Origin of the sequence: Longimicrobium sp., assembly GCF_048594345.1 — a bacterium.
GTDB lineage: Bacteria > Gemmatimonadota > Gemmatimonadetes > Longimicrobiales > Longimicrobiaceae > Longimicrobium.
The window spans coordinates 19648-45789 of sequence record NZ_JBMDXM010000074.1 but is presented as its reverse complement, the minus strand read 5'-3'; the positions used below and the strand labels follow the sequence as shown (position 1 = coordinate 45789).

General features: G+C 73.3%; 4 protein-coding genes. All 4 read left to right on the top strand.

Going from position 1 to position 26142, the window contains the following annotated elements:
* Positions 1-2343, top strand: a 2343-nt coding sequence (locus tag ACOJUJ_RS08460; RefSeq protein ID WP_420126426.1) for a non-ribosomal peptide synthetase, incomplete at its 5' end; no start/stop codon positions are given.
* Positions 2344-2359: 16 nt separating this feature from the next.
* Positions 2360-8824 carry an amino acid adenylation domain-containing protein gene (locus tag ACOJUJ_RS08455; protein ID WP_420126425.1) on the top strand — a complete coding sequence of 2155 codons (6465 nt, stop codon included), beginning with the start codon at positions 2360-2362 and terminating at the stop codon, positions 8822-8824.
* Between the two features lie 773 nt (positions 8825-9597).
* On the top strand, positions 9598-12639 hold the full coding sequence (locus ACOJUJ_RS08450) for a type I polyketide synthase (protein WP_420126424.1): 3042 nt from the start codon (positions 9598-9600) through the stop codon (positions 12637-12639).
* Positions 12632-25576 (top strand): amino acid adenylation domain-containing protein, encoded by a 12945-nt coding sequence (locus ACOJUJ_RS08445; protein ID WP_420126423.1) that lies wholly within the window; start codon positions 12632-12634, stop codon positions 25574-25576. The genes ACOJUJ_RS08450 and ACOJUJ_RS08445 overlap by 8 nt, the downstream gene beginning before the upstream one ends.
* Positions 25577-26142: the final 566 nt, after the last annotated feature.

The following is a 26142-nucleotide window of genomic DNA, read 5'->3' as shown; positions in this document are numbered from 1 at the left end:
GGGGTGGGCGAGGAGGCGGCCGAGGCGGCGGTGCGGCGCACGCACGCGCTGCTGGCGGACCTGCTGCGGCACGAGCACGCCTCGCTGGCGCTGGCGCAGCGCAGCAGCGGCGTGGCGGCGCCCGCACCCCTGTTCACCTCGCTGCTGAACTACCGCTACGGCGCGGCCCGGCAGGGCGCGCACCCCGGCGGGGAAGGGAAGAGCGTCCGCGTTCAGGAGCGCACCAACTATCCGGTCGCGCTCGCCGTGGACGACATGGGAGATGCGTTCTCGCTGGCGGCGCAGGTCGCGGCGCCGGCGGATGCCGGGCGGGTGCTGGGGATGATGCACGCCGCGCTGGAGGGGCTGGTCGAGGCGCTGGAGGTCGCTCCCGGCCGGGCGATCCGCGGCATCGACGTGCTGCCGGAGGCGGAGCGCCGCGTGGTGGTGCAGGCGTGGAACCGCACGGACGCGGAGGTGCCGCGGGACGTCTGCGTCCACCAGCTCTTCGAAGCGCAGGTGGCGCGCACGCCTGGCGCGACCGCGCTGGTCTACGAAGGCGAGGAGGTGACGTACGCCCAGCTGAACGCGCGGGCCAACCGGCTGGCGCACCACCTCCGCGACCGGGGTGTCGGTCCCGAGGCGCGGGTGGCGCTGTGCGTGGAGCGCGGCACGGAGATGGTCGTCGCCGTGCTGGCGGTGCTCAAGGCCGGCGGGGCGTACGTGCCGCTGGATCCGGAGTATCCCGAGGATCGGCTTGGCTACATGCTGCAGGACAGCGCGCCCGTGGTGCTGCTGACGCAGCGCTCGCTGGCGGGACGCTTCGACGGATCGGGCGTTCCCATGGAGGTGCTCGATGGCGATGCATCCGCCTGGGCCGGCCAGCCGGACTCCGATCCCGTGCGCGGGGCGCCGACCCCGGACAACCTGGCGTACGTCATCTACACCTCCGGCTCCACGGGGCAGCCCAAGGGGGTGATGAACCGGCACCGCGCCGTCATCAACCTGCTGGCCTGGGGAGAACGGCACTGGGAGCTCGCGGCCGGCGACGCGCTGCTGCAAAGGACGTCGCTCAGCTTCGACGTCTCGGTACGCGAGCTGTTTCAGCCGCTGCTGGCGGGCGCCCGCCTGGTCATCGTGCGGCCGGGCGGACAGCGGGAGGTGGACTACCTGGTGGAGGTCATCCGCCGCCAGGAAGTCACCACCATGGTCCTCACCCCCTCGCACCTGCAGGCGTTCCTGGAGCACCCGGGGCTGGAGGGCTGCTCCAGCCTGCGGCGGATCGTCCTGGGGGGCGAGTCCCTTCCCGCGGGGATGGTGGCGGAGCTCCGGGCCCGGCTTCCGGGGGCGCGGCTGTACCACGAGTACGGCCCCACGGAGGCGACGGTGACCTCCACGGCGCGGACGATCGGCGCGGAGGGCGAGGCGCCGGGCGCGTCCATCGGCGGGCCGATCTGCAACACGCGGGTCTACCTGCTGGACGCGCGCGGCGAGCCGGTGCCGGTCGGCGTCCCCGGCGAGCTGTACGTGGGCGGCGCGGGGGTGGCCCGCGGCTACCTGGGCCGGCCGGCGCTGACGGCGGAGCGCTTCGTTCCCGACTCGTTCGGCGGCGAGCCCGGCGCGCGGCTGTACCGCACGGGGGACCTGGGGCGGTGGCTGGCGGATGGGACGGTCGAGTTCCTGGGCCGTGTGGATACGCAGGTGAAGGTGCGGGGGTACCGCATCGAGCCGGGAGAGATCGAGGCCCGGCTGCTGGGGTGCGCGGGGGTCAGCGAGGCGGTGGTGGTCGCGCACCAGGACGGCGCGGGGAACGGCCGTCTGGTGGCGTACGTGGTGGGTGACGTGGACGCGGCGATCCTGCGCGAGCACCTGCGCCGGGAGCTTCCGGACTACATGGTCCCGTCCGCGTTCGTCGTGCTGCAGGCGCTGCCGCTTACGCCCAGCGGCAAGCTGGACCGCGCGGCGCTGCCGGCCCCGGAGCACGCCGCCGGCACGGACGCGTACGTAGCGCCGCGGACGCCCACCGAGGAGGTGCTGGCGGGGATCTGGGCCGAGGTGCTGCACCTGGAGCGGGTGGGGGTGACGGACAGCTTCTTTGAGCTGGGCGGGCACTCGCTGCTGGCCAGCCGGGTGGTTTCGCAGGTGCGCGCGGTGTTCGACGTCGAGCTGCCGCTGCGGGCCCTGTTCGAGGGGCCCACGGTGGCGGAGCTGGCCCGCGTCGTGGCGGAACGGGGGGAGGTGGCCATGGCGGGACCGGTGGCCCAACCGGCGCCCGGCCCCGAGGCCAGCGCGCACCACCTGCTCGCCCAGCTCGACGAGCTGTCGGAGGAAGAGCTGGATCGCCTCCTCAGCGCGCAATTCTGAAGAACCAGAGATTGGAATGACCGTCCCCCCCAAGCCTGCCGGCACGCTCTCGCTCAGCGAGAAGCAGGAGCTGCTGCGGAAGATGCTCCTGGAGAAGATCGGCCGGACGCGGACCGCGCCCACCTCCTTTGCGCAGGAGCGGCTGTGGTTCATCGACCGGCTGGAGCCGGGAGGCACGCACTACAACCGGCCCGTGGCATGGCGCCTGGAAGGCGCGCTGGACCAGGCGGCGCTGGAGCGCGCACTGGGCGAGGTGGTCCGCAGGCACGAGGCGCTGCGGCCCACGTTCGCCCAGGCGGACGGTTCGCTGGTGCAGGTGATTGCGCCCTTTGGCGGGTTCACCCTGCCGGTGGAGGAGCTGTCGGGGCTGGGCGGGGCCGATCGCGAGGCGGCGATCCGGCGGCGCGCCGGCGAGGAGGCGCGGCGGCCGTTCGACCTGTCCGCCGGGCCGCTCTTCCGCGCGGCGCTGCTGCGGCTGGATGCGGACGATCACGTGCTGCTGGTGTCCATGCACCACATCGTCAGCGACGGGTGGAGCCTGGGGGTGCTCACGCGCGAGGTGTCGGCGCTGTACGAGGCGTACCGCGACGGGCGTGATTCGCCGCTTTCCGAGCTGCCGGTGCAGTACGCCGACTACGCGGTGTGGCAGCGGGGGCAGCTGGCGGGTGAGGTGCTGGACCGGCAGCTGGCGTACTGGCGGGAGCGGCTGGCGGGTGCGCCGGAGCTGCTGGAGCTGCCCACCGACCACCCTCGCCCGCCGGTGCAGACATACCGGGGCGCGACGGTCCCGGTAAAGATCTCCGCCGAGCTGCTGGAGCGGCTGCAGGCGCTGGGGCGCGGCGAAAGCGCGACGCTGTACATGACGCTGCTGGCCGCGTTCCAGGTGCTGCTTTCCAGGTACGGTGCGGGTGAGGACGTGGTGGTGGGAAGCCCGATCGCCGGGCGCACGCGCGGGGAGGTGGAGGGGCTGATCGGCTTCTTCGTCAACACCCTGGTGCTGCGCACCGACCTGTCAGGCGATCCGTCCTTCCGCGAAACCCTGCGCCGCGTGCGCGAGGTGACGCTGGGCGCGTACGCGCACCAGGACGTGCCCTTCGAAAAGCTGGTGGTCGAGCTGCAGCCGGAGCGGTCGTTAAGCCACTCCCCCCTGTTCCAGGTGATGTTCACGCTGCAGAACGCCGGGCAGGGCGCAGGCGCGTTCGCGGGGCTGAAGATGACCGGAGCCGGTGCGGCCATGGAGGCCGCCAACTTCGATCTTTCCCTGGAGCTTTCGGCGACCGCGCAGGGCCTGCGTGGCGGACTGAACTACAGCACCGACCTGTTCGAGCGCGGCACGATCGAGCGGATGCTCGGCCACCTGGAGCGGGTGCTGGAGCAGGTCGCCGCCGACGCGGACGTGCGGCTATCGGAGCTGGACCTGCTCGGCGGGGTGGAGCGCGAGCAGGTGCTGGGGACGTGGAACCAGACGGCGCGCGGATACGCCGATCCGCCGGCCCACCTGCTTTTCGCCGAGTGGGCGCGCCGCGCTCCGCAGGCCGTCGCCCTCCTGGACGGCCCCGAAGCCGTGACCTACGGCGAGCTGGACCGGCGCGCGGCGGTCCTCGCCCGGCGGCTGCGCGCGCTGGGCGTCGGGCCCGAGACGCCGGTGGGGCTGTGCATGGAGCGCACCCCCGAGCTGCTGGTGGGGGTGCTGGGGATCTGGAAGGCGGGCGGCGCCTACGTCCCGCTGGATCCTGGCTACCCGGCGGATCGGCTGGGGTGGATCATCACCGACGCAGCCGTCCCGGTGGTGGTTGCCACGGGGAGCACGGTGGAGGTGCTGCCGGAGCACGGCGCCACGGTCGTCCGCGTGGACCAGCTTCCGGAGATCGCGTCGGATACGACGGACGCGGCGCCGGAGGTGCCCGCGTCCGACGCGAGCCTGGCGTACGTCATCTACACCTCAGGCTCCACCGGCCGTCCCAAGGGTGTGCAGGTGCAGCACGGCTCCCTGTCGAACCTGCTGGCCGCCACGCGCGAGGTGTTCGGTGTCGTCGCGGGCGACGTGATGCCGGCGCTGGCGTCGTACGCATTCGACATCTGGCTTTTCGAGGCGCTGCTGCCGCTGACCTCCGGCGCCGCGGTGCGCCTGGTAGAGCGCGAGCGGGTGATGAACGCGCACGCGCTGGCGGAGGAGATCGCGGACGCCACGCTCGTCCACGCCGTCCCCGCGCTGATGCGGCAGCTGGTCCTGGTGGAGAGCGAGACGCCCCGGCTCGCCCGGCTGCGGCGCGCCTTCGTCGGTGGCGACCGGGTGCCGGCGGACCTGCTGGCGGAGATGCGGCAGGCGCTTCCCGGCGCGGAGACGCACGTCCTCTACGGCCCCACCGAGGGGACGATCCTGGCCTCCGTGCATCCCGTCCCGCGAGACGGAGGCGTGGAGGGGCACCCGATCGGCCGTCCGCTGGGCAACGTGCGCCTGTACGTTTGCGACGCGCTGGGGAACGCGCAGCCGGCGGGCGTGCCGGGCGAGCTGCTGATCGGCGGGGCGGGGGTGGCGCGCGGCTACCTGGGCCGCGCCGGGATGACCGCGGAGCGCTTCGTCCCCGATCCGTTCTCCGCGGAAGGCGGCGCAAGGCTGTACCGGACGGGGGATCGGGCGCGCTGGCGGGCGGACGGCACGCTGGAGTACCTGGGGCGCACCGACTTTCAGGTAAAGATCCGGGGCTTCCGCATCGAGCCGGGAGAGATCGAGGCCGTGCTGTCGGCGCACGCCGGGGTGCGCGAGGCACAGGTGATCGTGCGCGAGGATCAGCCGGGAGATACGCGGCTGGTGGCCTACGTGGTCGGCGATGCGGAAGTGGAGGAGCTGCGGGAGCACCTGCGCAAGAGCGTGCCGGAGTACATGGTGCCGTCCGCGTTCGTGCCGCTGGAGGCGCTGCCGCTGACGCCCAACGGCAAGCTGGACCGCAAGGCGCTCCCCGCGCCGGAGTACGCTGCCGATGCGGACCGGTACGTGGAGCCGCGCACGCCGGCGGAAGAGGTGCTGGCGGGGATCTGGGCAGAGGTGCTGGGGCTGGAGCGGGTGGGGGTGGAGGAGAGCTTCTTCGACCTGGGCGGGCACTCGCTGCTCGCCACCCGGGTGGTGTCGCGGGTGAGCGCGGTGTTCGGCGTGGAACTGCCGCTGCGCGCGCTGTTCGAGGGACCCACGGTGGCGCAGCTGGCCAGGGCCGTGGAGGACGAGCGGGGGAGGGAGCTGCCGGTGCTGCCGCCGGTGGTGCCGGCGGGGCGCACGGGGGCGCTGCCGCTCTCCTTTGCGCAGGAGCGGCTGTGGTTCATCGACCGGCTGGAGCCGGAGAGCGCCACCTACAACAGTCCCACCGCGCTGCGGCTGGCGGGTGCGCTGGACCAGGCGGCGCTGCAGCGCGCGCTGGGCGAGATCGTCCGGCGCCACGAGGCGCTGCGTACGGTGTTCGCCGAGGTGGACGAATCGCCGGTGCAGGTCATCGTACCCTTCGACGGGTTTGCCCTGCCCGTGGAGGACCTGTCGGGGTTGAGCGAGGCGGACCGCGAAGCGGCGGTCAGGCAACGGACCGGCGAGGAGGCGCGGCGGCTGTTCGACCTCGCGGCGGGCCCGCTCTTCCGCGCGGCGCTGCTGCGGCTGGATGCGGAGGAGCACGTGCTGCTGCTGACCATGCACCACATCGTCAGCGACGGGTGGAGCATGGGGGTGCTGTACCGCGAGCTGGCGGCGCTGTACGCGGCGTACCGCGAGGGCGGTGAGTCGCCGCTGCCGGAGCTGGCGGTGCAGTACGCCGACTACACGGTGTGGCAGCGCGAGCAGCTGGCGGGGGAGGCGCTGGATCGGCAGCTGGCGTACTGGCGGGAGCGGCTGGCCGGCGCGCCGGAGCTGCTGGAGCTGTCGACGGACCATCCGCGCCCGGCCGTGCAGACGTACCGCGGCGCGACCGTCCCGGTGCAGCTTTCCCTGGAGCTGCTGGAGCGTATCCAGCGGCTGGGGCGCGGCGAGGGGACCACGCTGTACATGACGCTGCTGGCCGCCTTTCAGGTGCTGCTGGGCAAGTACAGCGGCAGCGACGACATCGTCGTGGGAAGCCCGATCGCGGGGCGGACGCGCCGCGAGGTGGAGGAGCTGATCGGCTTTTTCGTCAACACGCTGGTGCTGCGCACCGACCTTGGCGGCGACCCCAGCTTCCGCGCCCTGCTGGGCCGGGTGCGCCAGGCCACGCTGGGCGCGTACGAGCACCAGGAGGTGCCGTTCGAAAAGCTGGTGGCGGAGCTGAGCCCGGAGCGCAGCCTCAGCCACTCGCCGCTCTTTCAGGTGATGTTCGCCCTGCAGGACGCCGGGGGCGGAGCGGGCGCGCTTCCGGGGCTCAAGGCCGGCGGCGCCGGCGCGGCCATGGAGGTCGCCAAGTTCGACCTGTCCCTGACGCTCGCGGCGACCCCGCAGGGCCTGCGCGGCGAGCTGAACTACAGCACCGACCTCTTCGAGCGCGGAACGGCCGAACGGATGCTCGGCCACCTGGAGCGGGTGCTGGAGCAGGTCGGCGCCGACCCGGACGTGCGGCTTTCGGAGCTGGAGCTGCTGGGCGAGACGGAGCGCGCGCTGGTGCTGGACGAGTGGAACCGGACGGAGGCCGCGTATCCCGCGGACGCCACCCTCCACACGCTGTTCCAGGCGCAGGCGGCGCAGACGCCCACGGCGCTCGCGGCCACGCACGACACCCAGTCCGTTACCTACGCGGAGCTGAACGCGCGGGCCAACCGCCTGGCCCGGTACCTGGTGCGCCTGGGCGTGCAGCCCGAGGCGCGGGTGGGGATCGGGCTGGCGCGCGGCATCGAGATGCTGATTGCCATGCTGGCCGTGCTCAAAGCCGGCGGCGCGTACGTGCCGCTGGACGCCGCCTATCCCGCCGAGCGGCTGGAGTTCACCCTGCGCGACGCGCGCGTGGGCGTGCTGCTGACGCAGGAGTCGCTGCGCGGCGTGCTCCCCGTGCCCGACGGCGTCCGCGTCGTCAGCGTCGACGCGGCGGACGCCGCGGGCGAGATCGCGCGGGAGAGCGCGGAAAACCTGGACCTGCCCGTGTCGCCGCGCGGGCTGGGCTACCTGATCTACACGTCGGGGAGCACGGGCGTCCCCAAGGGCGTGGCCATCGAGCACGAGAGCGCCGTCATCCTCCTTACCTGGGCAAAGGCGCTGCACACGGCCGAGGAGCTGGGCGGGATGCTGGCCTGCACCTCCATCTCCTTCGACCTGTCCGTCTACGAGCTGTTCCTTCCGCTCAGCCTGGGCGGGCGGGTGATCATCGTCGAGAACGCGCTGGCCCTGCCCTCCGCCCCGGCGGCGGACCAGGTGCGGCTGCTGAACACCGTTCCCTCCGCCGCGGCCGCGCTGCTCAAGGGCGGCGGGATCCCGTCCGGGGTGCGGACGGTGAACCTGGCCGGCGAGCCGCTGCGCACCGAGCTGGTGGACGCGCTGTACGCCCACGGCGTGCAGCGGGTCATCGACCTGTACGGCCCCTCCGAAGACACGACCTACAGCACCTTTACGCCGCGCGAGGCGGGCGCCCGCGCCACCATCGGCCGGCCGATCGCGAACACGCGGGCGTACGTGCTGGATGCGCGGATGCAGCCGGTGCCGGCGGTGGTGCCGGGCGAGCTGTGCCTGGGCGGCCGCGGGCTGGCGCGCGGCTACCTGGGCCGCCCCGCGCTTACGGCGGAGCGATTCGTCCCCGATCCGTTCAGCGCCCGGCCCGGCGCGCGGATGTACCGCACCGGCGACCGCGTGCGGTGGAAGGCGGACGGGACGCTGGAGTACCTGGGGCGGCTGGACCACCAGGTAAAGGTCCGCGGCTTTCGCATCGAGCTGGGTGAGATCGAGACGGTGCTGCGCCGGCACCCGGGCGTCACCGACTGCGTGGCGGTGGTGCGCGCGGAAGCGGGCCAGCAGCGGCTGGTGGCGTACGTCGTGGGCGGTGTGGAGGCGGACGCGCTGCGCGAGCACCTGCGGCGCAGCCTGCCGGAGTACATGGTCCCGTCCGCGTTCGTGGGGCTGGAGGCGCTGCCGCTGACGCCCAACGGCAAGCTGGACCGCAAGGCGCTGCCGGCGCCGGAGTACGCGGCCGGCGCGGACCGGTACGTGGCGCCGCGCACCGAGGCGGAGCGCACGGTGGCCGCGGTGTGGGGTGAGGTGCTGGGGGTGGAGCGCGTGGGCGCGCACGACCGGTTCTTTGACCTGGGCGGCCACTCGCTGCTGCTGGTGCGGGTGCAGGCGCGCTTGCGGGATGCGTTCGGCCAGCCGGTGCCCATCACCCACCTTTTCCGTTACCTTACGGTGAGTGCCCTGGCCGCGGCGCTGGACGCCCCCGCGCCGGAGCCGGCCGCCGCCCCGGCGGACGACGCGCGGGTGCGGGACGGGCGGCAGAGGCTGCGGGCGAGGGGGCGGGCTGGCGCGGCGGGGGCACGGGGGAACGGGGTGTAAGGGTGTAGGGGTGTAAGGGTGTAGGGGTAAACGCCGACTCCGAAGGTTCGGCGTTGGCCGCGGCTTGGGGTCTCGCGCGGTTGGCGCCGCCGGCCGGACAAAACACAGGGGATTTTCGGACGAGATACGTACGCTGGCGCCTCCAGGGGTCGCGGGGTGAGCGGGCTGTTGCTCTGTTCTCCGTTTTTTGACGACGAATAAACAAGGATCTTCGTCGCTCTGGTTGCAGGCGAGCCGAGTGATGGTGCTCGGACGCTGTTCAGCCGGCGTTCGACGGGATGCCGACTGCAGGCGAAGCTGAGGGTGGGTGCAAAAGAGGACGTGCGGCAGGGGGCCATGTGAATTTTTTCAGGGTCCCCCCATGCCGATCCCTCATCAGCCGTCGGCGATGCGTGCCGCAAGCGGCCCGAACCCAGCCTCCACGCACACCTGATGCGCGATCTTGCAGAGTCTCGGAGCGCGAGAAGGCCAGCGCGTTCACGCTGCGCTCGTGGCACGGGACGGTTCACGGGATCGCGCATCAGGTAAAGCCGGAATGATGGGTTGTGGAGCGGTCCGGAACACCCTGGGGTTCGTGAAAAAAATTCTCATGGCCCCCTGCCGCGATTCCATCCGGCTGCCGTTTCCTGCGTCTCCAGGGAAGCCCGGTGCGCCCCGCCGCGACGGATGTGCGGGGACACCGTGGTGCGCGTGGTGAACTCGCCGCGGTTTCCGGCGATGCGCGGCGTGCAACCCTATCCACGATGAACGATAAACAAGCTTTCGAGCGATCGATGAGCCACACCAACGAGCCCACGGGGCTGGAGATCGCCGTCGTGGGAATGGCGGGGCGCTTTCCCGGCGCGCCCGGCGTGGACGCCCTGTGGGCCAACCTGCGCGCCGGAGTGGAGTCCATCCGCCGCTTCAGCGACGAGGAGCTGGCCGCCGCGGGGGTGCCGGAGTCGCTGCGCACCGACCCCGCGTACGTCCCCGCGGGGGGCGCGCTGGCGGAGGTGGATCTTTTCGACGCCGCGTTTTTCGGCTTTACCCCGCGCGAGGCGCAGGTCACCGATCCCCAGCAGCGCCTGTTCCTGGAGGTGGCGTGGGAGGCGCTGGAGCACGCCGGCTACGACGCCGCGCGCGTCCCCGGCCGCGTGGGCGTGTACGCGGGCACCAGCATGAGCAGCTACTACCTGAACCTGCTCACCCGCCCCGATGTGACCGCCGCGGCCGGCGACATGGCCGTGTACATGGGCAACGACAAGGACTTTCTGGCCCCCCGCGCGGCGTTCAAGATGGGGCTGGAAGGCCCGGCCGTGGTGGTGCAGACGGCGTGCAGCACCTCGCTGGTGGCGGTGCACCTGGCCTGCCAGGGGCTGCTGGGCGGCGACTGCGACATGGCGCTGGTGGGCGGCTCGGCCGTCGAGGCCAACCAGAATACCGGCTATCTCTACCAGGAAGGGAACATCCATTCGCCGGACGGCCACTGCCGCGCCTTCGACGCCCGGGCGCGGGGGGCGGTGCGCGGGAGCGGGGTGGCCATCGCCGCGCTCAAGCGGCTCGAAGACGCGCTGGCGGACGGCGACACCGTGCACGCGGTGATCCTGGCGTCGGCCATCAACAACGACGGCTCGGCCAAGATCGGCTTTACCGCGCCGCGGGTCGAAGGGCAGGCCGCCGCCATCCGCGCCGCGCACGCCGCCGCCGACGTGGACCCCGCCACCATTACCTACGTGGAAGCGCACGGCACGGGGACGGAACTGGGCGACCCCATCGAGGTCGAGGCGCTTACCCGGGCCTTTCGCGCGGGGACGGACCGCACGGGCTTCTGCGCCCTGGGCTCCATCAAGACCAACATCGGCCACCTGGACACGGCGGCGGGGATCGCGGGCCTCATCAAGACCACGCTTGCGCTGCGCACGGGCGAAATCCCGCCCTCGCTGCACTATACGCAGCCCAACCCGCAGATCGACTTCGCGTCCAGCCCCTTTTTCGTCAACGCCACGCTGGCCCGGTGGACGCCGCCCGCCGGGGTGCCGCGGCGGGCCGGGGTTTCGTCGTTCGGCATGGGCGGCACCAACGCGCACGTGGTGATGGAGCAGGCGCCCGCCGTGGCGCCCTCGCCCGCGCCGTCGCGCACGGAGCAGCTGCTGGTCCTTTCCGCCCGCACCGAGACGGCGCTGGACGCGGCGGCGCGGCGGCTGGCGGCGCACCTGGAGCAGAATCCCGATCAGGCGCTGGCGGACGTGGCGTGGACGCTTCAGCAGGGGCGGCGCGCGTTCGCCCACCGCCGCGCCATCGTGGCGCGAACGCATGCCCAGGCCGCGCAGGCGCTGGCGGACGCGTCAAAGGGCGCCACCGGCCAGGCCGGGAGCGAGGCGCCCGCCGTCGTCTTTCTCTTTCCCGGCCAGGGCGCGCAGTACGCGGGGATGGCGCACGGCCTCTACGCGCGCGAGCCTGTCTTTCGCGCCGAGCTGGACCGCTGCGCGGAGCTGCTGCGCCCGCACCTGGGGCTGGACCTGCGCGAGGTGATCTTTTCGGATGACGCGGACCGGCTCAAGCAGACGGCGCTCACGCAGCCGGCGCTGTTCGCCGTGGAATACGCGATCGCCAGGCAGTGGATGGCGTGGGGGGTCGTGCCGGAGTCGATGATCGGCCACAGCGTGGGCGAGTACGTGGCCGCCTGCCTGGCCGGCGTCTTTTCGCTGGAAGACGCGCTGGCCCTGGTCGCCGAGCGCGGGCGGCTGATGCAGTCGCTTCCCGCCGGCTCCATGCTCGCCGTCCCGCTCCCGGCCGCCCAGGTGCAGCCGATGCTGGTCCCCGCCGTTTCCATCGCCACCATCAACGCGCCGGACCGCTGCGTGGTCTCCGGGCCCGGCGGCGAGATCGCGCGGCTGGAGGCGGAGCTGCTGGGGCGGGGGATCCAGGCGAAGCGGGTGGAAACGTCGCACGCGTTTCACTCGCCGATGATGGACCCGATCCTGGACGCCTTTTCCGCCCGCGTCGCCGGCACCGTGCGCAACGCGCCGGCGCTGCGCTGGGTGTCGAACCTCACCGGGACGTGGATCACGCCGGACGAGGCGACGGATCCCGCCTACTGGTCGCGCCACCTGCGCGGGGCCGTCCGCTTTGCCGACGGCGTGGCCACGCTGGCCGCGGAGGGGCGCGAGCGGGTGTTCATCGAGTGCGGGCCCGGGCGCACGCTGTCGTCGCTGGTCCGGCGGCAGGTGCCCGGCTCCGTGTCCATCCACTCCATCCGCCACGCGGACGACCCGGCGGACGACGTGGAGGTGCTGCTGGGCGCGCTGGGCCGCGCTTGGGCGTCGGGGGCGGAGGTCGACTGGCGCGCCGTGCACGGCGGCGAGGCGCGCCGCCGCGTTCCGCTCCCCACCTACCCGTTCGAGCGCAAGCGCTTCTGGGTCGACCGGGCGCCGCGGTCCGGCTTCGTGGCGCCGGCGACGATCGCGGACGAGGCGGGGGCGGACGGGGCGGCCGGCGATCCGCGGGAAGGATGGTCGGCCACGCAGCGGGCGGTGGGGCGCATCTGGGAGACGCTGCTGGGCGCGGCGCCGGGGCTGCATGACGACTTCTTTGGAGAGGGCGGCGACTCGCTGATGGCGACGCAGCTGGTGGCCCGCATCCGCGCTGAGCTGGGCGCGGAGATCGGCGTGCGCGCGGTGTTCGAGGCACCCACGGTGGCCGCGCTGGCGGCGGTGGTGGACGCCCCGGCCGCGGACGACGGGCTGGACGCGCTGCTGGCGGGGGTGGAAGGCCTGAGCGACGAGGAGATCGAGGCGCTGCTGGCGGCGGGGTCGGAGGAGAACGGCCATGACTGAGCTGGCCGATCGCCTGGCGAAGCTTACGCCCGCGCAGCGCAAGCTGCTGGAGCTGCGGCGCGCGCAGCAGTCCGGGGCCGCTCCCGCCGCCATTCCCGCGCGCGGAGCGGGGCCGGCGCCGCTCTCCTTTGCGCAGGAGCGGCTGTGGTTCCTGGACCGCATGGAGCCGGGGAACGCCTTTTACAACCTGCCCAACGCCGTGCGGATGGGCGGCGCGCTGGACCACGCGGCGCTGGAGCGGGCGCTGGGCGAGATCGTCCGCCGCCACGAGGCGCTGCGCACGGTCTTCGCCGAGGCGGATGGCGCGCCGGTGCAGGTGATCGCGTCCTTCGGCGGGTTCGTGCTGCCGGTGGAGGACCTGTCGGGGCTGGGCGAGGCGGATCGCGAGGCGGCGGCCCGGCAGCGCATCCAGGAGGAAGCAGCACGGCCGTTCGACCTTTCGGCGGGGCCGCTCTTTCGCGCGGCGCTGCTGCGGCTGGGGGAGACGGACCACGTGCTGCTGCTCTCCATGCACCACATCGTCAGCGACGGGTGGAGCCTGGGGGTGCTGCTGCGGGAGATGTGGGCGCTGTACGAGGCGTTCCGCGAAGGGCGTGCGTCGCCGCTCTCCGCGCTGCCGGTGCAGTACGCCGACTACGCGGCCTGGCAGCGCGAGCAGCTGGCGGGCGAGGCCCTGGACCGGCAGCTGGCGTACTGGCGGGAGCGGCTGTCGGGCGCGCCGGAGCTGCTGGAGCTGCCGGCGGACCATCCCCGCCCGGCGGTGCAGACGTACCGGGGCGCGACGGTCCCCGTGGAGCTTTCCGCGGAGCTGCTGGAGCGGCTGCAGGCACTGGGGCGCGGCGAGGGCGCCACGCTGTACATGACGCTGCTGGCCGGCTTTCAGGTGCTGCTGTCCAGGTACAGCGGCAGCGACGACGTGGTCGTGGGCAGCCCGATCGCGGGGCGCACGCGAAAGGAGGTCGAAGAGCTGATCGGCCTGTTCGTCAACACGCTGGTGCTGCGCACCGACCTTTCCGGCGATCCCAGCTTTCGCGAGACGCTGCGGCGCGTGCGCGAGGCCACGCTGGGCGCGTACGCGCACCAGGACGTGCCCTTCGAAAAGCTGGTGGCCGAGCTGCAGCCGGAGCGGACGCTTAGCCACACGCCCCTGTTCCAGGTGATGTTCCAGCTGGACAAGGCCGGGGGCGGGGGCGGCGCGCTTCCGGGGCTGAGCGCACGCGGAGCCTCGGCGGAGCAGGCGAGCGCTCAGTTCGATCTCTCCCTGGAGCTCACGACGACCCCCCGGGGCCTGCGCGGCGTGCTGATCTACAGCACCGACCTTTTCGACCGCGGCACGGCCGAGCGGATGGTCGGCCACCTGGCGCGGGTGCTGGAGCAGGTCGCCGCCGACCCCGACGTGCGCCTCTCCCGCGTGGCGCTCGCCGGGCCGCGGGAGCGTGCGCAGGTGGTCGTGGAGTGGAACCGCACGGAGCGGCCGTTCCCGCGCGAGGCCTCCATCCACCAGCTGTTCCAGGAGCAAGTCCGGCGCACGCCCGAGGCGGCCGCCCTGGTGTGGGGCGCGGAGGAGCTGACGTACCGGGAGCTGGACGCGCGCGCGAACCGGCTGGCGCACCACCTGGCCGGGCTGGGCGTGGGGCCGGAGAGCCGCGTGGGGCTGCGCGTGGAGCGCAGCGTGGCCAACGTGGTCGCCACTCTCGGCGTCCTCAAGGCCGGCGGCTGCTGCGTCCCGGTGGACACCAGCTACCCGGCCGAGCGGATGGAGCTGATGCTGGCCGACAGCGGCGTCCGCGTCCTGCTGAGCGACGGCGAGCTCGCCGCCCCGGGCCTCCACGTCATCCGTCTGGACCAGGCCGAGGAGCTGCTCGCCGCCCACCCGGATCACCCGCTGTCGACCGGCGTGGCGGCGGGGAACCTGGCGTACGTCTTCTACACCAGCGGCAGCACGGGACGGCCCAAGGGCGTGATGATGGCCCACCGCGAGGTGGTGCAGTTCGCGGACGGCCTTCCCGGAACGATGCCGATCGGCCCCGGCGACCGGGTGGCGCAGGCGTCCAACGCCAGCTTTGACGCGGCGGTGTTCGAGATCTGGGGCGCGCTCATCCACGGCGCCACGCTGGTGGGCATCGACCGCGACGTGCTCCTTTCCGCGCCGCTGCTGGGGCAGGCGCTGCGCGAGCAGGGGATCACGCACCTGTACCAGACAGCCGCGCTGTTCAACCAGCACGTGCGGGAGCAGGTGGATGTTTACGCCTCGCTGCGCCAGCTGGTGTTCGGGGCGGAGGCGGTGGGGACGGAGAGCGTGCGCCGGATGCTGCGCTCCGGAAAGCCTGCTCGCGTGCTGCACGAGTACGGGCCCACGGAGGCCACCGTGTGGTGCACGCTGGAGGAAGTGGACGAGGTGGCGGAGGACGCGCCCACGGTGCTGATCGGCGGGCCGATCCCCAACGCGCGGGCTTACGTGCTGGACCCGGCGGGCGAACCGCTCCCGGTGGGCGTCCCTGGCGACCTGTGCATCGGCGGGGACGGCGTGGTGCGCGGCTACCTGGGCAGGCCGGGGCTGACGGCCGAGCGCTTCGTCCCCGACCCGTTCGCCGCGGAGCCGGGTGCGCGGATGTACCGCACCGGCGACCGGGCGCGGTGGCGGGCGGAGGGGAAGCTGGAGTTCATGGGGCGCCTGGACGACCAGGTGAAGATCCGCGGTTTCCGCATCGAGCCGGGCGAGGTGGAGGCGGCGATCGCGCCGTACCCTGGCGTGCGCCAGGCCCGGGTGATGATGCGCGAGGACCAGCCGGGCGACAAGCGGCTGGTGGCGTACGTCGTCGGCGATGCCGAAGTCGAGGCGCTGCGCGCGCACCTGCGGCAGAGCCTGCCGGAGTACATGGTCCCGCAGGCGATCGTCCCCCTGGACCGGCTGCCGCTGAACGCCAACGGCAAGGTTGACCGCAAGGCGCTGCCGGCGCCGGAGTACGCGTCGTCCGAGGCGTACGTAGCGCCGCGTACGCCGGCGGAAGAGGTGCTGGCGGGGATCTGGGCAGAGGTGCTGGGCGTGGAGCGGGTGGGCGCGGAGGCAGGCTTCTTTGAGCTGGGCGGGCATTCGCTGCTCGCCACCCGCGTCGCCGCACGCATCCGCACGGTCTTTGGCGTGGAGATCCCGCTGCGCGCCGTCTTCGAGCGCGCCGTCCTCTCCGAGCTGGCGGCCGAGATCGAGCGTTTGCGCGGCACCGGCGGGGCGGCCGGGGCCGACGTCATCGCCCCCGCCGCGCGCGAGGGCGACCTGCCGGCGACGTTCGCGCAGGAGCGGCTGTGGTTCGTGGATGCGCTGGATCCGGGAAGCCCCGTCTACTCCATCCCGTTCTCGTACCGCCTCACCGGCCGTCTGGACCCCGACGCGCTGCGCCGCGCGCTGGCCGAGCTGGTGCGCCGCCACGAGCCGCTGCGCACCACGCTGCCCGCCGTGGACGGCGTTCCCGTGCAGCGGATCGCCCCACCCCCGGCCACGTTCGACCTGCCGGTGGCCGACCTGCGGCACCTGCCGGAGGGCGAGCGCCCCGCCGAGGCCCGCCGCCTGGCGGCCGAAGCCTCGGCGCACCGCTTCGACCTGGCGCGCGGACCCCTCTTCCGCGCCTCGCTGGTCCAGGTCGCCGACGAGGAGCACCGCCTTCTCCTCAACCTGCACCACGCCATCGGCGACGGCTGGTCGCTGGGGGTGCTGCTGGAGGAGTTTTCGGCGCTGTACCGAGCCTTTTCGCGCGGCGAAGCGTCGCCGCCGCCGGAGCCCGCGCTGCAGTACGCGGACTACGCGGTATGGCAGCGCGAGCGCCTGACCGGCGAAGCTGTGGAGCGGCAGGTGGAGTTCTGGCGCCGCGAGCTGGAGGGCGCGCCGGCGCTGCTGGAGCTGCCGACGGACCGTCCCCGCCCGCCGGTGGAATCGCACCGCGGCGCGCTGGAGCACCTGGTCGTTTCCGCCGGGCTGGCGGGGGGGATCCATGCGCTGGCCCGCCGCGAGGGGGCGACGCTGTTCATGGTCCTTCTCGCCGCGCTGGACGTGGTGCTGGGGCGGCTGGCCGGGCAGGAGGACGTGGTGATCGGGACGCCGATCGCGGGGCGGACGCGGGCGGAGACCGACCGAATGGTGGGCCTCTTCCTCAACTCGCTGGCGCTGCGGACCGATCTGTCGGGCGATCCCAGCTTCCGCGAGCTGCTGGGGCGGGTGCGCGAGACCACGCTGTCCGCGTACACGCATCAGGATCTCCCCTTCGAGCGGGTGCTGGAGGAGGTGCGTCCGGAGCGCAGCCTGGCGCACGCGCCGGTGTTCCAGGTGATGCTCAACCTCGACAACGTCGAGGACGGGGCCTTTCGCGCCGACGGCCTGGAGGCGGTGGGGGGCGGCGGGGGCGGCGACGTGGCCAGCAAGTTCGACCTTACGCTGTACGTGGGCGAGCGGGACGGGGAGATCGACTTCAACCTGGTCTACGCCGCCGACCTTTTTGACGCGGTGCGGATGCGCGAGCTGCTGGCGCAACTGGAAGGGGTGCTGCGCCAAGCCGTGGCCGCGCCGGAAACCCGCATCGGCGCGCTGGCGCTGGCGACAGACGCGGCGCGCGGCGTCCTCCCCGACCCGGCACGGCCGATCGAGGCCGAAGCGTGGCAGGGCGCCGTGCACGAGACGTTCGCCGCGCGGGCGGCGGCGACGCCGGACGCGCTGGCGATCTCCGCCGCGGGCGAGACGTGGACGTACGCGGAACTGGACGCGGCGGCCAACCGCATCGCGCACCGGCTGATCGACGGCGGCGTGCGGCCGGGCGACGTGGTGGCGGTCTACGCCCACCGCTCGCCGGCGCTGGTGCGGGCGCTACTGGGCGCGTGGAAGGCCGGCGCGGCGTTCGCCGTCCTGGATCCGGCGTATCCGCCCGCTCGTCTTGCGGCGCAGGCCGGCGCGGCGCGTCCCGCCGCCCTGCTGCGCATCTCCGCCGCGGGCGAAGTGCCGGCTGAAGTGGCCGCCGCGCTCGCGGAGAGCACCCGGCTCACCGTCGTTCTGGCGGCGGACGGCAACGACGACGGGCTCCACGGATTCCCATCGTCCGCGCCCGCGGTTTCCGTCGCAGCCGACGACCTGGCGTACGTCGCCTTCACGTCAGGCACGACGGGCACGCCCAAGGCGATCGCCGGCACGGACCGGCCGCTGGCGCACTTCTTCGGCTGGTACGCGCGCGAGCTTGGGATCGGCACGGCGGACCGCGTCTCCCTCCTTTCCGGCCTGGCGCACGACCCGCTGCTGCGCGACGTCTTCGCCCCGCTGGCGGTGGGCGGCAGCATCATCATCCCCGATCCGGCGGAGATCGGGACGCCCGGCTGGCTGGCGGGGTGGATGCGGGACAAGGGGATCACCGTCGCCCACCTTACCCCCGCGATGGCGCAGCTCGTCGCGTCCTCCGCGGCTGCGGAGCTTCCCGCGCTGCGGCTGGCCTGCTTTGGCGGCGACGTGTTGCGCGCGGCGGACGTGGAGCGGCTGCGTGCCGCCGCGCCCAACGCGCAGGCCGTCAACTTCTACGGCGCCACCGAGACGCCGCAGGCCATGGGCTGGTTCCGCCTCCCCGCCGACCTGGCGAAGGTGGGCCCGGCCGTCCCCGTGGGGCGGGGGATCGACGGCGTGGACCTGCTGGTCGTCACCCCGTCGGGAACGCTGGCGGGCATCGGGGAGCGGGGGGAGATCGCCGTCCGCACCCCGTACCTCTCCCGCGGCTACCTGAACGACGCGGAGTTGACCGCCGCGCGCTTCGTCCCCAACCCGTGGACGGGCGATCCGGCCGACCGTCTCTACCGCACCGGCGACCTGGGCCGCTACCGCCTCGATGGCCAGGTGGAGCCGGTGGGCCGCGCCGACCAGCAGGTGAAGGTGCGCGGCTTCCGTGTGGAGCTGGGCGAGGTGGAGAGCGCCCTGGCATCGCATCCGTCGATCCGCGAGGCCGCCGTGCTCGCGCGCGAGACGGGTGAGGCGGGCGACCGCCGTCTGGTCGGCTACTGGGTTCCTGTTGATGGATCCGCCGAGCCCGATGCCGCCGCGCTGCGGACGCACCTGAAGGCGCTGCTGCCGGAGTACATGGTGCCGTCGGCGTACGTGCGGCTGGACCGGCTGCCGCTTACGGCGAACGGCAAGCTGGACCGCCGCGCGCTGCCGGAGCCCGAATCCGCCGCGGCGGACGCGCGCCCCGCCGCGCCGCGCAATCCCACGGAAGAGATCCTGGCGCAGATCTGGGCCGAGGTTCTGCGCCGGGAATCCGTGGGCGTGGACGACGACTTCTTCGCGCTGGGCGGGCACTCCCTGCTGGCGACCCGGCTGCTGGCGCGGGTGCAGAACGCGCTGGGCGTCGTGCTTCCGCTGCGCGCGGTGTTCGAGGGGCCCACGGTGGCGGAGCTGGCCGTGCGCGTGGAAGAGGTGCGCCGCGCGGGGCTGCCGGCGCTGCCGCCCGTCGTGCGCGTGGATCGTGACCGTCCCCTCCCGCTCTCGTTCGCGCAGGAACGGCTCTGGTTCATCGACCGGCTGGAGGGCGGCAGCGCGCAGTACAACATGCCCACCGCGCTGCGCCTGAACGGCGCGCTGAACGTGGGCGCGCTGGAGCGCAGCCTGGGCGAGGTCGTTCGCCGCCACGAGTCGCTGCGCACCGTGTTCCACGAGGTGGACGAAGCCGCGGTGCAGGTGATCGCGCCCTTTGCCGGCTTCGTGCTCCCCATCGACGACCTGTCGGGGCTGCACGAGGCGGATCGCGAGGCAGAGGTGCTGCGGCGCGCGCGGGAAGATGCGGCGCGTCCGTTCGACCTTGCCCGGGGCCCGCTGTTTCGCGCCGCGCTGCTGCGGCTGTCGGCGGAAGAGCACGTCCTGCTGCTGTGCATCCACCACGCCGTCACCGACGGGTGGTCGTCGGGCGTGCTCTTTCGCGAGCTGACCACGCTGTACGCGGCCTATCGCGAGGGCGGCGATTCGCCGCTGCCCGAGCTGCCGGTGCAGTACGCGGACTTCGCCGTGTGGCAGCGCGAGCAGCTGGCGGGCGAGGCCCTGGATCGGCAGCTGGCGTACTGGAAGGAGCGGCTGGCGGGCGCCCCGGCGCTGCTGGAGCTGCCGGCGGACCGGCCCCGGCCGCCCGTGCAGTCGCACCGCGGCGCGCGGGAGCGGTTCGAGCTGCCTCGCACGCTGCTGGACGGCCTCCAGGCGCTGGGCCGCGGCGAGGGCGCCACGCTGTACATGGTGCTGCTGTCGGCCTTTCAGCTGCTGCTGTCCAGGTACAGCGGCAGCGAGGACGTCGTCGTGGGCAGCCCCATCGCGGGGCGGACGACCAGGGAGGTAGAGGAGCTGATCGGCTTCTTTGCCAACACGCTCGTCCTGCGCACCGACCTTTCGGGCGACCCCTCCTTCCGCCAGCTGCTGGCCCGGGTGCGCGAAGGCACGCTGGGCGCGTACGAGCACCAGGAGGTGCCGTTCGAGCGGCTGGTGGCCGAGCTGCAGCCGGAGCGGTCGCTGAGCCACGCGCCCATCTTTCAGGTCGCGTTCGTGCTGCAGAACACCGGGGGCGGGGGAGGCGGTCTGCCGGCGCTGGAGGTGGGCGAAGTGGGAGCCGATCTCGCCAGCGCCCGGTTCGACCTCACCCTGGAGCTGGCGGCGACCACGCAGGGGCTGCGCGGCGTGATGGAGTACAGCACCGACCTGTTCGACCGCTCCACCGTCCAGCGGATGCTGGGGCACCTGGAGCGGGTGCTGGAGCAGGTCGCCGCCGACGCGGACGTGCGCCTCTCGCGGCTGGAGCTGCTCGGCGCGGCGGAGCGCGCGCGGGTGCTGGAGGCGTGGACCCGCACCGAAGCCGGGGTTCCGGCGGACCGGTGCATCCACCAGCTGTTCGAGGCCCGGGCGGCGGGCGCGCCGATGGCGGTGGCCGTGGTCTACGAAGGCGAGGCGGTGCGCTACGGGGAGCTGAACGCCCGCGCCAACCAGCTCGCCCACTACCTGCGGCGGCGCGGTGTGGGGCCGGAGGTGCGCGTGGGACTCTGCCTGGAGCGCGGGGTGGAGATGATCGTCTCCATCCTGGCCGTGCTCAAGGCGGGCGGCGCGTACGTGCCGCTGGATCCCGCGTACCCCGCGGACCGCCTGGCCTTTACCCTCTCCGACGCCGGCGTCCCCGTGGTGCTGGCGCAGGAAAAGGTGCGTGCGCTGCTGGCCGTTCCGGACGGCGTCGAGCTGATCAGCCTCGAGGCCGCGCAGGCGGAGATCGAGGCGGAAAGCGCGGAGAACCCCGCCAGCGGGGCCACGCCGGAGAGCCTGGCGTACGTCATCTACACCTCCGGCTCCACCGGCACGCCCAAGGGCGCGCTGATCGAGCACCGCAACGTCGCGCGCCTGTTCAGCGCCACCGACGCCTGGTTCGGCTTTGGCGCGGACGACGTGTGGACGCTCTTTCACTCCTATGCGTTTGACTTCTCCGTCTGGGAGATCTGGGGCGCGCTGCTCTATGGCGGCCGCCTGGTAGTGGTGCCGGTGGACGTGAGCCGCGATCCCGAGGCGTTCCACGCCCTGGTGCAGCATGAGGGCGTGACGGTGCTGAACCAGACGCCCTCCGCCTTCCGCCAGTTCATCCGCGTGGATGGCGAGCGGGGCGGCGACCTGGCGCTGCGCAACGTGATCTTCGGCGGCGAGGCGCTGGAGCCCGCCTCCCTGCGCGAGTGGGTGGAGCGGCGGGGCACGGAGACGCCGCGGCTGGTGAACATGTACGGGATTACCGAAACCACCGTACACGTCACCTATCGGGTGCTGGGCCGCGAGGACGTATTCGGCGGATCGGGGAGCCCGATCGGCCGGGCGATCCCCGACCTGCGGCTGTACGTGCTGGACCCGGCGCGGGGTCCGGTGCCGGTCGGCGTGCCGGGCGAGCTGTACGTGGGCGGCGCGGGGGTCGCGCGCGGGTACCTGAACCGCCCGGAGCTGACCGCGGCGCGCTTCGTGGACAACCCGTTCGGCGAGGGCCGGCTGTACCGGAGCGGCGACCGGGTGCGGTGGCTGGCGGACGGCACGCTGGAGTACCTGGGCCGCCTTGACGAGCAGGTGAAGATCCGCGGCTTCCGCATCGAGCTGGGCGAGATCGAGGCCGCGCTGCGCCAGGCGCCCGGCGTCGCGGACTGCACCGTGGTGGTGCGCGAGGACGCGCCGGGCGACCGGCGGCTGGTGGCGTACGTGGTGGGCGAAGCGGAGGCCGAGGCGCTGCGCGACCGCCTGCGGCAGGGCCTGCCGGAGTACATGGTGCCGGCGGCGTTCGTCTCGCTGGACGCGCTGCCGCTGACGGCCAACGGCAAGCTGGACCGCAAGGCGCTGCCGGCGCCGGAGGGCGATGCGTACGCGCGGCGCAGCTACGAAGCGCCGCTGGGGGAGATCGAGACGGCGCTGGCGGAGATCTGGGCAGAGGTGCTGGGGTTGGACCGCGTGGGGCGCCGCGACAACTTCTTCGAGCTGGGCGGGCACTCGCTCCTGGCGATCAAGCTGATCGGGCGGATGCGGCGGGCGGGGCTGTACATGGAGGTGCGGGCCCTGTTCACCACGCCGGTGCTGGCCGAGCTGGCCGTGGCCGTGGGCGGCGCGTCGCTGGAGATGGAAGTCCCCGCCAACGGGATCGCGGAGGGCTCCGAATCCATCACCCCGCGGATGCTGCCGCTGGTGGAGCTGAGCCAGGAGGAGATCGACCGCATTGTGGCGGGGGTGCCGGGCGGCGCCGCGAACGTGCAGGACATCTACCCGCTCACCCATCTGCAGGAGGGATTCCTCTTCCACCATCAGCTGTCGGAGGAGGGCGACCCGTACCTGATGTCGACGGTGACCGAGTTCGACACCCGCGCGCGCCTGGACCAGTACCTGGCGGCGCTGCAGGCGGTGATCGACCGGCACGACATCCTGCGCACGTCCGTGGCCTGGGAAGGGCTGCGCGAGCCGGTGCAGCTGGTCTGGCGGCACGCGCCGCTGCCGGTGGACGAGGTGCAGCTGGATGCGGAGGCACCGGATGCGGCCAGGCAGCTGTGGGAGCGCTACGACCCCCGCCACTACCGCATGGACCTGAGGCGGGCGCCCCTGCTGCGGGCGTGCATCGCCCAGGTCCCGGCAAGCGGCCGGTGGCTGATGCTGATGCTCATGCACCACCTGGTGGACGACCGCGAGTCGCTGGAGGTGTTGCAGGGCGAGATCTCGGCGCACCTGCTGGGGCTTGAGTCGGAGCTGCCGGCGCCGCTCCCCTTCCGCAACTACGTGGCGCAGGCCCGCTCGGCGGTCAAGCGCGAGGAGCACGAGCGGTTCTTCCGCGCCATGCTGGGCGACGTGGAGGAGCCGACGGCGCCGTACGGGCTGCTGGACGTGTGGAGGGAGGGACACGGGATCGGGGAGGCGCGGCTGCGGGTGGGGGGCGACGTCGCCGCGCGGCTGCGCGGGCGGGCGCGGGCGCTGGGGGTGAGCGCGGCCAGCCTGTACCACCTGGCCTGGGCGCAGGTGCTGGCGCGGCTGAGCGGCCGGGATGACGTGGTGTTCGGTACGGTGCTCTTTGGCCGCATGGGGGGCGGGGAGGGGTCGGACCGGGTGATGGGCCCCTTCATCAACACGCTGCCGGTGCGGATCGGGGTGGGCGACGAAGAGGCCGAGACGGCGGTGCGGCGCACGCACGCGCTGCTGGCCGACCTGCTGCGGCACGAGCACGCCTCGCTGTCGCTGGCGCAGCGCAGCAGCGGCGTGGCGGCACCCGCCCCGCTGTTCACCTCGCTGCTGAACTACCGCTACAGCGGCGGGAGGGGGCGTTCGCGGGGGGCGGGGGAGGCGGGCGAGGGCGTGCGGGACATCGGCGTACAGGAGCGGACCAACTACCCCCTGACGCTCTCCGTGAACGACCTGGGGGATGATTTCCTGGTGCTGGCGCAGGTGGCGGCCCCGGGCCAGGCGGAGCGGGTGTGCGGGATGATGCACACGGCGCTGGAGCGGCTGGTCGAGGCGCTGGAGGTGGCTCCCGGGCGGGCGATCGGCAGCATCGACGTGCTGCCGGAGGCGGAGCGCCGCATGGTGGTGGAGGCGTGGAGCCACACGGAGGCCGAGTACCCCGCGGACCGGTGCGTCCACGAGCTGTTCCAGGTGCAGGCGGAGCGTACGCCGCGGGCCGTGGCGCTGGTGTGGGACGGCGGGGGGATGACGTACGGGGAGCTGGACGCCCGCGCCAACCGCCTTGCCCACCACCTGCGCCGCGCCGGCGTGGCCGCGGGAGCGCGGGTGGGCGTGTGCCTGGAGCGCGGGCCGGAGATGGTCGTGGCGACCCTGGCCGCGCTCAAGGCGGGCGGCGCGTACGTGCCGCTGGACCCCTCGTATCCCGCGGAGCGGCTGGCCTTCATGCTGGCCGACACCGCCGTCCCCGTGCTGGTGACGGAGTCGTCGCTGGCGGACCGCCTGCCGCCCCACGCCGCGCGGGTGGTGCGGGTGGACGCGGACGCAGGGGCGATCGCGGCGGAATCGGCGGACGCGCTGGTCGCGGGGACGGATGCGGAAGCGGCGGCGTACGTGATGTACACCTCCGGCTCCACGGGGCGGCCCAAGGGCGTCGAGGTGTCGCACCGGGCCGTCGTGCGCCTGGTGCGCGGGCAGGACTACGTATCCATCCACTCCTCCGACGTGTTCCTGCAGCTGGCGCCCGCCTCGTTCGACGCGGCCACGCTGGAGCTGTGGGGGCCGCTGCTGAACGGCGCCCGCCTCGCCATCCATCCCCCCGAACAGCCCTCCGTGGAGAGCATCGGGCGGGCGCTGGCGGAGCACGGTGTCACCATCCTCTGGCTGACGGCGGGCCTCTTTCACCTGGTGGTGGAGGAGCGCATCGAGGTCCTGCGCGGCGTGCGCCAGCTGCTGGCCGGCGGCGACGTGCTTTCCGTCCCCCACGTGCGCCGCGTGCTGGCGGAGCTGCCGGAGACGGTGCTCATCAACGGCTACGGGCCCACGGAGAACACCACCTTCACCTGCTGCCACCGCGTCGTCCAGGCGCCGGGGGAGGGGGGCAGCATCCCCATCGGCCGGCCGATCGCGAACACGTACGTGCGCGTGCTGGACGCGGGGATGCGGCCGGCGCCGGTGGGCGTGGCCGGCGAGCTGTACGCGGGCGGCGCGGGGCTGGCGCTGGGCTACCTGAACCGGCCGGAGCTGACGGCGGAAACGTTCGTGGCCGACCCGTACCTTCCCGGCGCGCGGCTGTACCGCACCGGCGACCGGGTTCGCTGGCGGGCGGACGGCACGGTGGAGTTTCTGGGCCGTGTAGACACGCAGGTCAAGATCCGCGGCTTTCGCGTGGAGCCGGGGGAGATCGAGGCCGTGCTGCGGGCCTGGCCGGGCGTGCGCGAGGCCGCGGTCGTGGTTCGCGAGGACCAGCCGGGCGACCGGCGGCTGGTGGCGTACGTGGCCGGCGAGGTGGCGGTGGACGAGGTGCGCGAGCACCTGCGGGGGCAGCTGCCGGAGCACATGCTCCCCGCCGCGTTCGTTCTGCTGGAGGCGCTGCCGCTTACGCAAAACGGAAAGCTGGACCGCAAGGCATTGCCGGCGCCGGAGTACGCGGCCGATGCCGACCGGTACGTCGCGCCGCGCACGCCCACCGAGGAGGCGCTGGCGCAGGTCTGGGCCGAGATGCTGCGCCTGGAGCGGGTGGGCGTGCACGACAGCTTCTTTGAGCTGGGCGGGCACTCGCTGCTGGCCACGCGGGTGGTGTCGCGGGTCCGCGAGATGTTCGGGGTCGAGGTGCCGCTGCGGGTGCTCTTCGAACGGCCCACGGTGGCGGAGCTGGCCGGGCACGTGGACGCTGCGCTGGAAGCGATGGACGCCGAGCTCGCCCAGGTGGACCCGGAGGAGATGGCGCAGATGCTCGCGCTCCTCCGCGAGTCCTCCATCGCATGACCTGACCGCGCTCCGCGCCCGCAGGGGGGGCACAGTGCCGCGCGGCGCCTCCCCTTCGCTCGATCTCTCCGTCTCCCCGTCCGCTGCGCACGGGGAGACGGGAGCTGGCGTACGGGAGGATGCGGTGCGTCGGAACGCCATCCGCGCCGGTGGCGACGGCGCGCGGGGTCTCGTGCCGGCTGACGATCTCGCCCGCCGCGCGCTCCAGCGCCCCCACGTCCAGCGAGCCGGAGATGCGCGGGGTGATGGGGACACCGCACGCGGGCGAATGCGGCGCCAGGCGCTGCGGCATCCCTAATCGTTCCTGGCCGAAAGGGAGCGATGCATCATCGTCGCGCCCCTGAGGACGAGCGGCGGGTGGGGGAGCGGGATATGGGGGGGCGATTTCCGAAGTGATGGCGCGAGGTGGAGGGGTAGGGTCCTTCGCCCAGGGAAACGCCGAACCAGGGCCTGTCCGCGCGGGCACAATCCTATCCGGACGGTAACGCGCTGGGTCTCCGGCCGTGCGTGCCGCCCCTTCCTTTTCGGCACGGCTCCGTGCTGACGGCCTGCCGGGACCGCGCCCG

Excerpts from the sequence above, each read along its gene's own strand:
- ACOJUJ_RS08455 (WP_420126425.1), top strand. The coding sequence starts at position 2,360 with ATGACCGTCCCCCCCAAGCCTGCCGGCACGCTCTCGCTCAGCGAGAAG.
- ACOJUJ_RS08450 (WP_420126424.1), top strand. The coding sequence starts at position 9,598 with ATGAGCCACACCAACGAGCCCACGGGGCTGGAGATCGCCGTCGTGGGA.
- ACOJUJ_RS08445 (WP_420126423.1), top strand. The coding sequence starts at position 12,632 with ATGACTGAGCTGGCCGATCGCCTGGCGAAGCTTACGCCCGCGCAGCGC.